Origin of the sequence: Chryseobacterium indologenes (assembly GCF_001295265.1) — a bacterium.
GTDB classification, from domain to species: domain Bacteria; phylum Bacteroidota; class Bacteroidia; order Flavobacteriales; family Weeksellaceae; genus Chryseobacterium; species Chryseobacterium indologenes_A.
Window position 1 is genome coordinate 102,688 of the sequence record NZ_LJOD01000008.1, and the last position, 12,578, is coordinate 115,265.

Genomic DNA, 12,578 nt, shown 5'->3' on the forward strand with positions numbered 1-12,578 from the left:
TTTAAATTTGATTTTCTCCATAACATTCAAATCTTTAAAAAGGCTGCCTAAAGATCATTAAGAATTCCACTTTATTTTGGGTGGGTAAAATAGTATGACTTCGTTGCTGATAAAGCTATATAATTATCAGTACGCTTTATTAAATCAACAAGTGAACACAGGAGCGATTTTAACCCTTACAGCCGTTTCCACCGTACAGATATTCTGCAACGGAATCCAGCATATGTATGAAACGGGGAATATGCATTCCCCGCCACTATTGATTCATTAATAGATAATTTCAGATGACAGAATTTAATCTCTCAGTCTTTTTTCTTCATCGTTATAGGCCAGAATGATTTTTCTTACCACAGGATGTCTTACTACGTCCTCTTCGGTAAGATGTACAAAACCGATCTCCTTAACGTCTTTCAGAATTCTCATCGCTTCTTTCAATCCTGACTGCTGATTTTTCGGAAGGTCAATCTGGCTGGGATCTCCTGTAATGATAAACTTAGCATTCATCCCCATTCTTGTAAGAAACATTTTCATCTGGGCATGTGTGGTGTTCTGGGCTTCATCAAGAATCACAAATGCATCATCCAGTGTTCTTCCTCTCATGAAAGCAAGCGGTGCCACTTCAATGACTTTCTTCTCCATAAATCCTTCCAGCTTTTCATGCGGAATCATGTCCCGGAGTGCATCATACAATGGCTGTAAATACGGATCCAGCTTTTCTTTAAGGTCTCCCGGTAAAAAACCAAGGCTTTCCCCTGCTTCTACCGCGGGTCTGGTAAGGATAATCCTTTTCACTTCTTTATCCCTCAAAGCTTTTGCAGCCAGTGCCACACTGGTATATGTCTTTCCGGTTCCGGCAGGTCCAATGGCAAAAACCATATCTTTTTTCTCTGTTTCTCTAACAAGTTTTTTAAGATTGGTGGTCTTTGCTTTTATAACCTTACCATTTACGCCCTTTACAATAATATCCTGATCAAAAATCAGATGCTTCTCATTTTCGTCTTTGATATTCAGGATATTCTCCACATCCTTTAACTCAATGGAATTATTTTTAGAAATAAATTTAACAATATCATTCAGCTTCTGCTTAAGTATGTCTAAAGCTTCCTGATTTCCCATGGCGAAGATAAAATGGTCTCTTCCTGTAATTTTAAGTGTCGGAAAGCTTGATTTTATTAAATTGAAATATTGGTTATTAACACCGTAGAAGATCTTTACATCAACATCTTCCAGATCATAGGTTAATTCAAACATGCAGTATTTTTATTTTTTTAGATTTTAAATTTAACGTTTTTTTTCAAATTTATATGAAATTCTTTTCCATAATCTTTCGGGCTTTCCTTTTATTTTAAATAACTTTGCAGGAAACACTATTTATTCTACCTCACAGTCCATGTCAATTATTACCCTTACTTCGGATTTCGGAAATTTAGATTACAGAGTTGCTGCTGTGAAAGGCAAAATTCTGTCTCTAAACCCTGAGGTTAATATTATTGATATAACCCACGATATCCAGGCATTCAATCTTATACAGACCTCTTATATTGTTCGTAATGCTTATAAATATTTCCCTAAAGGGACCATTCATATCCTTTCTGTAGACAGTTTTTACAATAGGTCCAGAAAAAATATTCTCTATAAAGCGGACGGCTCTTACTTTCTGGCTGCAGACAACGGGCTTTTAAGCCTAATCTTTTTTGATATAAAACCGGAAGCTATTTATGAGATCACGCTGAACAGCCGTTTTGATGATGTGGTAGACTTTACTTCTACCGATGTTTTTGTTCCTGCAGCAGTACATTTAGCCGGAGGCGGACTTCCTGAAGTTATCGGAAGAAAAATAGAATCTGCCAAACAGCTTCTTTTCCCAAAACCGGTTTATAACGAATCGGAAAAGATGATTATCGGGGAAGTAACCTATATTGACAATTTCGGAAATATAATCTCGAATATCAGCAAAGATCTCTTTGAAACAATCAGCAAAGGGCATGAAAGTTTTATGATCAAATTCAGGAATTTAACGCTTTCCAGAGTCTTTTCCAGCCATACAGAAGTGGTCTCAGATTGGGAAAGGGAAACGGAATTTCACGGCCAGTCTGCAGCGATCTTCAATGACAGCCAGCTGTTAGAGCTTACGATCTATAAAGGAAGCAAGAAAAACGGCGCGAAAAGCCTGTTTGGACTGAATGTAGGTGAAAATATCTATATTGAATTTTTCTAAAATTATATATTTCATAAAAAAACCGATTTTTTTTATATATTTGTCAAAATCTAAAAATTAAAAATGGCAGAATACAAATTATTGCTTCCTTCAATGGGAGAAGGTGTTATGGAAGCGACGATTATCACTTGGTTATTCAATGAAGGTGATAGTGTAAAAGAGGATGACTCCGTAGTAGAAATTGCAACAGATAAGGTAGATTCAGACGTTCCGACACCAGTTTCGGGGAAAATTGTGAAAATCTTAAAGCAAAAAGACGAAGTTGCGAAAGTTGGTGAAGCCATTGCTATTTTAGAAATTGAAGGTGAAGGCGGAAATACAGCTTCAGAAGAAGTAAAAACCGAAACCCCTGCCGCAGCTCCGGATGCAGACACTTTAAAAACCATTGAAGAACCGTTAAAAGTAGCTGCTTCAAACGTAGAATTTTCAGGAGATCTTTACCTTTCTCCATTGGTAAAATCTATTGCACAGCAGGAAAATATTTCCGAAGCAGAACTGAAAACCATCAAAGGAAGCGGTTTAGAAGGAAGAATTACCAAAGAAGATATACTGGCTTATGTAGCCAACAGAGGAAACCAGCCTCAACAGGCCGCTCCGGTTCAGCAGACTGTTTCTGCTCCGGCTCCTGTTTCAGCACCAGCTGCAACCATTACTGCCGCTGCAGGTGATGAGATCATTCCAATGGACAGAATGAGAAAGATCATCGCCGAAAACATGGTAAAAGCTAAACAGATTGCTCCGCACGTTACCTCTTTCATTGAAACAGATGTGACCAACGTAGTGAAATGGAGAAATAAAAACAAAGCTCTTTTCGAAAAACGTGAAGGTGAGAAACTGACTTTCATGCCGATTTTTGTAAAAGCAGTAGTGAAAGCTATTCAGGATTTCCCAATGATCAATGTTTCTGTAAGCGGTGAAAATATCATTAAAAAGAAAAATATCAATATCGGTATGGCGACTGCCCTTCCGGACGGAAACCTTATCGTACCTGTCATCAAAAATGCCGATCAGTTATCCCTTTCAGGTCTTGCAAAAGCTATCAACGACCTGGCGTACAGAGCAAGAAACAAAAAACTGAGACCGGAAGATACTCAGGGAGCCACCTATACCATCTCTAACGTAGGAAGTTTTGGAAACCTTATGGGAACTCCGATTATTCCTCAGCCGCAGGTAGCAATTCTTGCTATCGGAGCAATCGTTAAAAAACCTGCTGTTCTTGAAACGAAAGACGGTGACGTGATTGCGATCAGAAACTTAATGTTTATGTCTCACTCTTATGATCACAGAGTGGTAGATGGTTCTCTTGGAGGAATGATGCTGAAACACGTTCACGATTACCTTGAAAACTGGGATCTTAATACTGAAATCTAACACATACATTCGAAAGAATTTAAATCAACTTTAAATAATATACAAGATCAATAAGAACATGAAAAATACAACGTTAATTGCTATCATCTCACTGATTGTGATCGTTCTTATTGATTTTGTTCAGATTGTCCTGAGTTTTTTCGAGGTCTATTCATTGCCTGTATTCAGGCTGTTTGGTGTTCTGAACCTTATTGCCTTTGCGGGTCTGCTTCCATTTTTTATCACTCTTTATAAAAAACAGAAATAATGAATCCCGAACTAAAAGAACTTTTTGAGCTTAAAGACGAAAAAGAGGAAACAGGAGTACCTAAAACTCCAGAACAAAACGTTGTTAAACATGTTTTAATCCGTCTTTCCGTCCTTATTGCCGGAACAGTTGGTTTTGGGATTGCCATGCATGATGAATACGGCTTGGGAGCTGTGGGCTACCTGCTGTTTATGATGGCTTTCCACGCACTCTGGGCTATTATTATGTTTATTGAAGCATTGGTATTACAAAGCAATAAAAAACTGATTCTCAGAAATACAAATTTTGTATTAATTGCAGGCCTCTTATTTATGTACGGCTTAATTTTAGGCTGGTTTAAATGATAAATTAAAAGCTTCTCTATCCAGGGAAGCTTTTTTATTGTGCAGGTTTTTCCCCTGACCCACACATAACCGGAAAAATGAGTGTCTATATTCTGCTCCCCTCCTGCTTTACCTCTGTTTCTTTCTTTTACCAATTATTTGATCCGGACATTTTTAAATCCCGGATATTTTTCATAATTTTTCACATGTCATTTCTAAACTGCACTCATGCTGAAAATTTTTATTCTGCTTCGCAGGAGCCTTAAAAAATCTTTTGACAATATCCGGAATGAACAGCTGAAATACAATCTGCTTCAGGCCATCCCCTTCTGGATAGGATCGGTAATCACGGGTTTTTTCGCAGTGATGTATGCCCAGATTTTTGCGTGGGGCGAACATCTTTTAAACTTTATTCTCAACTGGCAGGCATGGATGATCTTTATTATTGCCCCCATTGGATTTGTCCTTTCCTGGTGGCTGGTAAAAGAATTTGCTCCCAATGCTAAAGGAAGCGGTATTCCACAGGTAATGGCTGCTGTAGAACTGGCCAATCCTAAAGAACATAAAAAAATCAGAAGCCTTTTAAGCCTTAAAATTATTGTTTTTAAGATCCTTTCATCGGTTATCCTGGTTATCGGGGGCGGAGCTGTAGGCCGTGAGGGCCCTACTATCCAGATTGCAGGCTCGGTATTCAGGAAAGTGAATGAATATCTTCCGGACTGGTGGCCAAAAATTTCTAAAAAAAACATGATTATGACCGGTGCTGCGGCCGGGCTTGCAGCTGCTTTTAATACCCCTCTCGGTGGAATTGTATTTGCCGTGGAAGAACTCTCAAAAACGCATATCAACTACTTTAAAACCGCTTTATTTACCGCAGTTATCATAGCGGGCTTAACGGCTCAGACATTAGCCGGATCTTATTTATATCTCGGATATCCAAAAACCAATGATGTTTCCCTGATGGTTATGTTCCCGATTATTCTTGTTGCAGCAACAGCCGGAATCCTCGCCAGCCAGCTCTCTGTAAGCATGCTGAAAATGAGTGACTGGAAAAAAAGAAAGCTTACTACAGATAAATCCAATGTGATCTTCCTGGTGATCTGCGCTCTTTTCATTGCTTCTATCGCCTATTTCATCAACAGGGAGATTCTGGGCTCAGGAAAAGAGATCATGGAGCGGGTGCTTTTCACTCAAAATAAACACGAAGAATGGTATGTTCCTATCTTAAGAATGCTTGGTCCGGCCCTTTCTTTCACTTCCGGGGGAGCAGGCGGAATTTTTGCTCCGGCACTTACAGCAGGGGCAAGCATAGGATCCGTTATTTCAGGGGCTATTCATTTAACCCCGAATGAAACCAATGTGGTTATCCTTGCCGGAATGGTTGCCTTTCTTACCGGGATAACCCGTGCTCCCTTCACTTCTGCTATTATTGTACTGGAAATGACAGACAGGCATTCGCTTATATTTCACCTGATGCTTGCGGGAATGGTTTCTTCCATTGCCTCAATTTTAGTTAGCCGGCACTCTTTGTACGATGTAATTAAAGTCAATTTTCTTACAGAGATCAGAGGTCAGAAAGATTAACTCTGATTTTTTTTAAGCATAATCTTTAAATCTTTCATGGCTTCAAGTACGGCTTCAGCAGCTTCATAATCAGTCATTTTAATTACCAGCTTATCAAGTTCTGTTTTAGAATTCCGGGTCTTGTAGGTTATAATATTTAGAAAAAAAGTATTATTCTTTCTTTTTGAAATATGATGAAAGTCGACAACTCTTCCTAAATCCCATACCTCACCTTCATTAAGAACTTTACCCTTTTTATTGATTGAATTTATTTTTATATTATCTCCTTCAAATTCTGCATGTATCGTAAAATTCTCATCATCACGGTCACTACCGAATTCATTAATTTTATTGATGATTAAAGCCTTGGCTTCCTCAGCTGTTTCATATTTTCCAAGAATCTCAGATTTTCCGTTCCCGTATATTATCTTATAAATCTCCGCCTTTTCAAGAGAACGGACAGGACCTGTTAAATTATCCAGTTCTTTATAAGCAATATTCACAGTTCCCACTTCCGTAATCTTTGCTTCGAAATGATCTCCATTCTTTTTGAAAATCTTATCCTGGGCATAAAATACTGTGCTCATAAGCAATAATGGAAAAATATAAATTTCAGTTTTCATAGTATTATTAATTTCTTGGGCTGGCTAATATACAAAACTGTGATCACAAATCCTCAACAAATATTAAGCTTAATATTGCATATTACAAATATATTTTCTACTTTTGCACCTCGAAATAATTAACAAATTTATTTAACATTATGAACAATTACGAAACTGTTTTCATTTTAACTCCCGTTCTATCTGACGCACAGGTGGAGGAAGCAGTGAAAAAATTTGAAGATCTTTTAAAAGAAAAGAACTGCGAAATCGTTGCTAAAGAAAACTGGGGATTAAAAAAATTAGCTTATCCAATCCAATTAAAAAAGAATGGATTCTACACTTTAATCGAGTTTAAAGGTGAAGGTACTGTAGTTGCTGATCTAGAATTAGCTTTCAAACGTGACGAAAGAGTAATTCGTTACTTAACTACAAAACTTGACAAACACGCTGTTGAGTACGCTGTAACTAGAAGAAGTAAAGTAAAAGCAGCTAAAGCTTAATTATTAACCCAATTTTTTAAAAAGACAAGACATGGCAATAGATGAAATGGCTAAACAAGCCTCAGCTGGAGGAGAATCAGAAGTAAAATTCTTAACTCCACTTGATATCAACACTAAATCTGAAAAGAAATACTGTAGATTCAAAAAATTCGGAATTAAGCACGTAGATTACAAAGATGCTGACTTCTTATTACAGTTTGTAAACGAGCAGGGTAAAATTTTACCAAGAAGATACACCGGAACTTCTCTAAAATATCAAAGAAAAGTTTCTGCTGCTATCAAAAGAGCAAGACACCTTGCTTTAATGCCGTACGTAGCTGACTTATTGAAATAAGACAAAAAATAATAAAGGAAGAGGGCAACCTCTTCTTTTGTTGCTGAATAATACTAATTTAATTCTAACTTGATTTCAGATGCCCTCTGAAATCTAAAAAAGGACAACAACAATGGAAATTATCCTAAAAAAAGACGTAGAAAACTTAGGACTTGAGTTTGATACAGTAAACGTAAAGCCAGGTTATGCTAGAAACTTCCTAATCCCTCAGGGATTTGCTCTTTTAGCTACTCCAAAAAACAAAGCGGCTCTTGAGGCTACTCTTGAAGCCAGAAAAGAAGAAGAAGCTAAATTAATCGCTGCTGCAAACGGTGTAGTTGAGCAATTGAAGAAAACTTCTATCACTATTCCTGCAAAAGTAGGTGCTGGTGATAAACTATTCGGTTCTATCAACAATGCTGATCTAGCTGAAGCTTTAGGAAAAGCTGGTGTTTCTGTTGACAAGAAATACATCAAGATTCCTGGTAACACAATCAAAAGAACTGGTAAATTCTCAGCTCTTATCAGACTTCACAGAAACGTTGAATACAACTATGAGTTTGACATCGTATCTGATGCACCGGTTGAAGCTCCTGCTCCTAAGAAGGAAGAAGCTAAAACTGAAGAAGCTTAATCAGACGGGAATTTTCTCACCATACAACCACTTCAATTTTTGGAGTGGTTTTTTTATGGTTAACAGCCATAACCCTCTGCTCTCTGATATTTCGGAAGTAAGAAAAGTGACCTTGTTTATCCTGAAAACACTTCGCTATCCCCTCTGTTTGCTTACCTCCCCAATCAATAAAAATGCATTTTCTTTATTTTTTTATACATTGATCCCGTACTATAAACTATTTTAGGCCGAAAATTTGCTGTACCTCCGGAAATGTGATTTATGGAAATTCAGAACATCATATCCGCTCAAAGAGACTTTTTTAAGACCCAGCAGACCAAAAATATTCCATTCAGGAAAATGTATCTTGAAAAACTCCGGGATCTTATCATAAAAAATGATGAACTTTTATACGAAGCCATTGATAAAGACTTTGGTAAATCAAGGTTTGATACCTTAACAACGGAGATTTCTTTTGTCCTGAATGATATTGATTATTACCTGAAAAATATCCACTCACTTTCAAAACCGAAAAAAGTAAGGACCAACCTGGTGAATCAGATCGGGAAAAGCAGAATTTATCAGGATCCTTTGGGCTGTGTTCTGGTGATTGGTGCCTGGAATTACCCTTATCAGCTTTCACTTTCTCCTATGGTTGCAGCTATAGCAGCGGGAAACTGCTGTCTTCTTAAACCCAGTGAAATTGCATTCCATACCATGAAAGCCATGTCGAAAATCATTAATGAAAACTTTCCTTCTGAATATCTGCATGTGTATGAAGGCGGAATAGATGAAACTACGGAGTTACTGAAATTCAGATTTGATAAAATATTTTTCACCGGAAGCACCAAAGTAGGCAAAATCATCTACAAAGCGGCCGCCGAGCATCTAACGCCGGTTGTTCTTGAATTAGGCGGAAAATCACCTGCTATTGTAACGAAATATGCCGATCTGGAAACAGCGGCCAAAAGAATAGTCTGGGGAAAATTTCTGAATGCCGGGCAAACCTGTGTAGCCCCGGATTATTTACTCGTAGAAGAATCTGTAGAAGAGCAGTTCACAGAAATGCTCAGGAAATTTATCCGGGTGTTTCAGTATGCATCTGATTCACCGCAATATACCCGGATTATCAATCACAGGAACTTTCAGAGACTGATCCGTCTCATTAATCCTGAGAAGGTTTATTTCGGAGGAAATTTCAATGAAGAAAAGCTTTATATAGAACCTACTATTCTGCATTCTGTTACCTGGGAAGATCCTGTTATGCAGGAAGAAATTTTCGGTCCGATTCTGCCTGTCATCAGCTTTAAAAATGTCAATACGGTTCTTAATACGATTTTAGAAATGGAAAAACCGCTTGCAGCCTATCTTTTCACCAATAACGCAGAAGAAAAAGAGCTATTCACAAGAAAACTCGCTTTTGGAGGTGGCTGCATCAATGACGTGGTAATGCATTTAAGCAATGATCAGCTTCCATTTGGAGGAACCGGAGCGTCCGGTATTGGAAACTATCACGGAAAATATGGTTTCGAAGCGTTTTCACACCAAAAATCTGTTTTGGAAAAAGCGACATGGGGAGAACCTAATGTGAAATATCCTCCCTATTCTGATAAAAAATTAAACTGGATCAGAAAACTGCTGTAAATAAAAAACCGGAAAAAATTCCGGTTTTTATTTTTTTAAGACTTAGGCGTCCATTGATTAAAGAATTCTTTTACCTTTTCCAGACTGTAGCCCTTTCCTTCTTCAAGAACTGAGCTGTCTTTCAGCACATGAATTTTTTTCCCGTTCTTATCAAGGACAATGAAAAAAGGATAAGCCTGCTTTTCTTTGATATTGATATATTTTGAAAAAACTTTTGGATTTTCATTATCCGGAGAGTAATTCAGGTGATAATATAAATATTTCTTATCTACAATATTCTTCAATTCAGGAGTGGTCTGTACAAAATTATTGAAACGAAGGCACCAGATGCACCAGTTTCCTCCGGCCTGGATCATAATATTTTTTCCTTCTTTTTTAGCCTGGGCAATTAATTTATTAAGATCAGCCTGAGCATCAGCCTTCGGATCGTAAGGCTTGGGAAGTTTTGCTTTCTCCTCACCCGCTTTCTTCTTTGCTTCCAACTCCGCATGGTCTGTCTTAACCAGAAGAGCGTTGTCATGCATTCTGTCTTCTTTCATCTTTTGGGCATCCTGGGAAAAGGCCCATGTGCTTAGTCCCAAGAAAGCAATCACTGCTAAATTTTTCATAACATAAAAATAAAAAAAATAATACTTATTGCAAGCAAAAATAGAACCATAATTTTATTATCACTAAATTTGCGTGTTTTATGAATTTCTTAATCAAAATATTATTCCTCATTTCAAAACTTCCGCTTAAGGTATTGTATATTTTTTCGGACGTTATGTTTTTCCTAAATTATTATTTTGTGGGATACAGGAAGAAGGTCATTACTCAGAATCTACGCAATTCTTTTCCCGATAAATCTGAAGAGGAGATCAGGAAAATAAGAAAGAAATTCTACCGTAATTTCTCTGACTACCTTGTAGAGACAATTAAATCATTCAGCATTTCCGAAACGGAATCGAGAGTCAGGATGCAGCATATCAATCAGGAACTGTTTCACGAAGCCAAAGCTGAAGGGAAAAATATTATTCTGCTTGCAGGCCATGTCTTCAACTGGGAATGGATTAATGCACTTGCCAGAATTATTCCCCAGAAACACTGCCATCCCGTATACAGAAAGGTAAACAGCGATTTCTGGGAAAATCAGATGAAAAAAGTCCGTAATAAATTCGGAAATGAAGCCCTGGAAGCCAATGAGGTAATCATGAACATTTTCAGATCTAAAAATGACGGAGATTCTGCTTATATGTTTGTGGCAGACCAAACTCCTCATGTTGCCCATGTAAATTACGGACTGGATTTTTTAAATCAAAGAACACCTGCTTTTATCGGATACGACAAGTTGGCGACCAGAATGGACCTTGCCTTTATCTATTGTGAAATGAAAAAGGTAAAACGGGGTTACTATCAGGTCAATTATCACAGGATTTATCCGGACGGAGAAAAATTCGTTGAACACGAGGTTGTAAAAAAGTTCCACAAGCTTTTAGAAAATACACTTCACAAAAGGCCCGACAATTATCTATGGTCACACAGAAAGTGGAAATATCAGGACTCTATCAAAACGTTTGATTCTGAAAAAATATAGATCCAGATGCAGAAAAAATTAGGAATTGCCATTTTGAACTGGAACGGCAGAAGATGGCTTGAACAGTTTCTTCCCAATGTAGTCCGTTTTTCTCAGGAAGCTGATATTTATGTGATTGATAATCTTTCTACTGATGATTCCATAGCTTTTCTTGAAGCTCATTATCCTGAGATCAAAATCATTAAAAATGATCAAAACTATGGGTTTGCAGGCGGATATAACGAAGGCTTAAAAGATATTCAGAATGAATACTACTGCCTTCTTAATTCCGATGTAGAAGTTACTGAAAACTGGATTGATCCTGTTATGAAAGTATTTGAAAAAAATCCTTCTATCGCTGCGGTTCAACCTAAGATCCTGTCATTCAACAATAAAAAATATTTTGAGTTTGCAGGGGCCGGAGGCGGTCTTATTGATAATCTGGGATATCCGTATTGCCGTGGACGTATTTTTGATGAACTGGAAGAAGATAAGGGCCAGTATGATGATGAAACAGAGATCTTCTGGGCATCAGGATGCTGTCTTTTTATCCGTTCTAAAGACTTTTGGGAACAGAATGGTTTTGATGCCCGGTTTTTTGCCCATCAGGAAGAAATTGATCTTTGCTGGAGGCTTATTAACTCCGGGAAAAAAATCTTTTATACGGGAAAGTCCAAAGTATATCATGTAGGCGGAGGAACACTCAATAAGCAGAGTGCCCGGAAAACATATCTCAATATCAGGAACAATCTTTCCATGATGCTGAAAAACTTACCTTTTCCAAGGCTGATCTGGCTGATCTTTTTCAGACTTTGTCTTGATGGTGTAGCAGGGATTTATTTTGGCTTAAAACAAGGCTTTCCACATCTCTGGGCAGTCGTAAGAGCACACTTTGGGTTTTATGGGCAGGCAGCCGGAACATGGAAGCTTCGTCAGAAAAGTCAGAAAGATGAATTTTACCAGGCGAAATGGCTAATTTTCAGTCATTTTCTAGGAGGGAAAAAACAGATATGAAAACTTTAGCATACTTTAAAATTTAAATCAATAAAATGGATTTCTGCGCAATAGATTTCGAGACAGCAACCCACGAAAAAAGCTCAGCCTGTGAGATGGGAATCTGTGTGGTTCAGGATTCTAAAATTGTGGAAACCAAAACGTGGCTGATTAAGCCTCCAAGCTTTCCTTATTTCAACCGATTTAACATTGACGTACACGGGATAACCCCTGAAGATGTAAAGGATGCGCCTACTTTTGATGAAATCTGGTATGAAGCGGAAGAAATGATGTATGGAAGCCTGATGATTGCCCATAACGCAGGTTTTGATGCAGGCGTATTAAGAGGATGTTTTGAGCATTACGGAATGTTTACTCCCAAGTTAAATTACCTGTGCAGCATACAGCTGGCTAAAAAGTCCTGGAATTATCTTCCGAAATACGGATTAAAGCCTCTTGCGGAATATCATAAAATTGAATTTAATCACCACAGGGCTGGTGCTGATGCTGAAGTATGCGCCAAGATCTCATTATTGGCCTTTGAAAAGCTTTTTCTGACGACTAATGAGGAAGTTCATGATGTAATGAAGGCCAAGATCAAAAAGCTTTAAACATTCTTCAATCCCAGCCTGCAGT

The 12,578-nt window shown here is 37.8% G+C and carries 15 protein-coding genes; 12 read left to right on the forward strand and 3 right to left on the reverse strand.

What is annotated here, in order from left to right; all coding sequences use genetic code 11:
- Positions 1-294: 294 nt before the first annotated feature.
- A complete protein-coding gene (locus AOB46_RS13135) occupies positions 295-1,251 on the reverse strand; it encodes a PhoH family protein (RefSeq protein ID WP_062700070.1) in 957 nt (318 codons plus the stop codon).
- A 139-nt stretch (positions 1,252-1,390) separates the two neighbouring features.
- On the opposite strand from AOB46_RS13135, the gene AOB46_RS13140 reads away from it, so the two are divergent.
- The 5 genes from AOB46_RS13140 to AOB46_RS13160 all read left to right on the forward strand — a co-directional run bounded on the left by AOB46_RS13140 (position 1,391) and on the right by AOB46_RS13160 (position 5,743).
- Complete coding sequence (locus AOB46_RS13140) at positions 1,391-2,218, forward strand: S-adenosyl-l-methionine hydroxide adenosyltransferase family protein (protein WP_062700072.1); 828 nt, start codon at positions 1,391-1,393, stop codon at positions 2,216-2,218.
- A gap of 63 nt (positions 2,219-2,281) precedes the next feature.
- Entirely contained in the window at positions 2,282-3,589 is a 1,308-nt protein-coding gene (locus AOB46_RS13145) for a dihydrolipoamide acetyltransferase family protein (RefSeq protein WP_062700074.1), read from the forward strand.
- A gap of 58 nt (positions 3,590-3,647) precedes the next feature.
- Positions 3,648-3,836: a hypothetical protein gene (locus AOB46_RS13150; RefSeq protein ID WP_062700076.1), complete on the forward strand. Its 189-nt coding sequence runs from the start codon at positions 3,648-3,650 to the stop codon at positions 3,834-3,836.
- Positions 3,836-4,180, forward strand: coding sequence for a hypothetical protein (locus AOB46_RS13155; protein WP_062700077.1), 345 nt, complete (start codon positions 3,836-3,838; stop codon positions 4,178-4,180). Before AOB46_RS13150 ends, AOB46_RS13155 begins: the two co-directional genes overlap by 1 nt.
- 207 nt (positions 4,181-4,387) lie before the next feature.
- Positions 4,388-5,743 carry a chloride channel protein gene (locus AOB46_RS13160; protein ID WP_062700079.1) on the forward strand — a complete coding sequence of 452 codons (1,356 nt, stop codon included), beginning with the start codon at positions 4,388-4,390 and terminating at the stop codon, positions 5,741-5,743.
- Here the strand turns inward: AOB46_RS13160 and AOB46_RS13165 are convergent.
- Positions 5,740-6,309: a hypothetical protein gene (locus AOB46_RS13165; RefSeq protein WP_131724375.1), complete on the reverse strand. Its 570-nt coding sequence runs from the start codon at positions 6,307-6,309 to the stop codon at positions 5,740-5,742. The two genes, AOB46_RS13160 and AOB46_RS13165, sit on opposite strands and share 4 nt — an antisense overlap.
- Before the next feature lie 176 nt (positions 6,310-6,485).
- Here AOB46_RS13165 and rpsF point away from each other — a divergent pair, with 176 nt between their 5' ends.
- The 4 genes from rpsF (at position 6,486) to AOB46_RS13185 (ending at position 9,397) form a co-directional block, all read left to right on the forward strand.
- Positions 6,486-6,827, forward strand: coding sequence for a 30S ribosomal protein S6 (rpsF, locus tag AOB46_RS13170; protein WP_062700083.1), 342 nt, complete (start codon positions 6,486-6,488; stop codon positions 6,825-6,827).
- Positions 6,828-6,858: 31 nt separating this feature from the next.
- Positions 6,859-7,161, forward strand: coding sequence for a 30S ribosomal protein S18 (gene rpsR, locus AOB46_RS13175; RefSeq protein ID WP_007844708.1), 303 nt, complete (start codon positions 6,859-6,861; stop codon positions 7,159-7,161).
- Between the two features lie 112 nt (positions 7,162-7,273).
- Positions 7,274-7,774 (forward strand): 50S ribosomal protein L9, encoded by a 501-nt coding sequence (gene rplI / locus AOB46_RS13180; protein WP_062700086.1) that lies wholly within the window; start codon positions 7,274-7,276, stop codon positions 7,772-7,774.
- Positions 7,775-8,035: 261 nt separating this feature from the next.
- A complete protein-coding gene (locus AOB46_RS13185) occupies positions 8,036-9,397 on the forward strand; it encodes an aldehyde dehydrogenase (RefSeq protein ID WP_062700088.1) in 1,362 nt (453 codons plus the stop codon).
- Positions 9,398-9,432: 35 nt separating this feature from the next.
- Here the strand turns inward: AOB46_RS13185 and AOB46_RS13190 are convergent, their stop codons facing one another.
- Positions 9,433-10,005 carry a thioredoxin family protein gene (locus AOB46_RS13190; protein WP_062700090.1) on the reverse strand — a complete coding sequence of 191 codons (573 nt, stop codon included), beginning with the start codon at positions 10,003-10,005 and terminating at the stop codon, positions 9,433-9,435.
- An 80-nt stretch (positions 10,006-10,085) separates the two neighbouring features.
- On the opposite strand from AOB46_RS13190, the gene AOB46_RS13195 reads away from it, so the two are divergent.
- The 3 genes from AOB46_RS13195 to AOB46_RS13205 are packed head-to-tail and all read left to right on the forward strand — an operon-like array spanning position 10,086 to position 12,553.
- Complete coding sequence (locus AOB46_RS13195) at positions 10,086-10,970, forward strand: lysophospholipid acyltransferase family protein (RefSeq protein WP_062700092.1); 885 nt, start codon at positions 10,086-10,088, stop codon at positions 10,968-10,970.
- A 6-nt stretch (positions 10,971-10,976) separates the two neighbouring features.
- Positions 10,977-11,963: a glycosyltransferase family 2 protein gene (locus tag AOB46_RS13200; protein ID WP_062700094.1), complete on the forward strand. Its 987-nt coding sequence runs from the start codon at positions 10,977-10,979 to the stop codon at positions 11,961-11,963.
- 35 nt (positions 11,964-11,998) lie between these two features.
- Entirely contained in the window at positions 11,999-12,553 is a 555-nt protein-coding gene (locus tag AOB46_RS13205; RefSeq protein ID WP_062700096.1) for a 3'-5' exonuclease, read from the forward strand.
- Positions 12,554-12,578 lie beyond the last annotated feature (25 nt).

Excerpts from the sequence above, each read along its gene's own strand:
- rpsF (WP_062700083.1), top strand. The coding sequence starts at position 6,486 with ATGAACAATTACGAAACTGTTTTCATTTTAACTCCCGTTCTATCTGAC.
- AOB46_RS13165 (WP_131724375.1), bottom strand. The coding sequence starts at position 6,309 with ATGAGCACAGTATTTTATGCCCAGGATAAGATTTTCAAAAAGAATGGA.
- rplI (WP_062700086.1), top strand. The coding sequence starts at position 7,274 with ATGGAAATTATCCTAAAAAAAGACGTAGAAAACTTAGGACTTGAGTTT.
- AOB46_RS13155 (WP_062700077.1), top strand. The coding sequence starts at position 3,836 with ATGAATCCCGAACTAAAAGAACTTTTTGAGCTTAAAGACGAAAAAGAG.
- AOB46_RS13150 (WP_062700076.1), top strand. The coding sequence starts at position 3,648 with ATGAAAAATACAACGTTAATTGCTATCATCTCACTGATTGTGATCGTT.
- AOB46_RS13195 (WP_062700092.1), top strand. The coding sequence starts at position 10,086 with ATGAATTTCTTAATCAAAATATTATTCCTCATTTCAAAACTTCCGCTT.
- AOB46_RS13190 (WP_062700090.1), bottom strand. The coding sequence starts at position 10,005 with ATGAAAAATTTAGCAGTGATTGCTTTCTTGGGACTAAGCACATGGGCC.
- AOB46_RS13160 (WP_062700079.1), top strand. The coding sequence starts at position 4,388 with ATGCTGAAAATTTTTATTCTGCTTCGCAGGAGCCTTAAAAAATCTTTT.
- AOB46_RS13135 (WP_062700070.1), bottom strand. The coding sequence starts at position 1,251 with ATGTTTGAATTAACCTATGATCTGGAAGATGTTGATGTAAAGATCTTC.
- AOB46_RS13145 (WP_062700074.1), top strand. The coding sequence starts at position 2,282 with ATGGCAGAATACAAATTATTGCTTCCTTCAATGGGAGAAGGTGTTATG.
- AOB46_RS13205 (WP_062700096.1), top strand. The coding sequence starts at position 11,999 with ATGGATTTCTGCGCAATAGATTTCGAGACAGCAACCCACGAAAAAAGC.
- AOB46_RS13185 (WP_062700088.1), top strand. The coding sequence starts at position 8,036 with ATGGAAATTCAGAACATCATATCCGCTCAAAGAGACTTTTTTAAGACC.
- AOB46_RS13200 (WP_062700094.1), top strand. The coding sequence starts at position 10,977 with ATGCAGAAAAAATTAGGAATTGCCATTTTGAACTGGAACGGCAGAAGA.
- AOB46_RS13140 (WP_062700072.1), top strand. The coding sequence starts at position 1,391 with ATGTCAATTATTACCCTTACTTCGGATTTCGGAAATTTAGATTACAGA.
- rpsR (WP_007844708.1), top strand. The coding sequence starts at position 6,859 with ATGGCAATAGATGAAATGGCTAAACAAGCCTCAGCTGGAGGAGAATCA.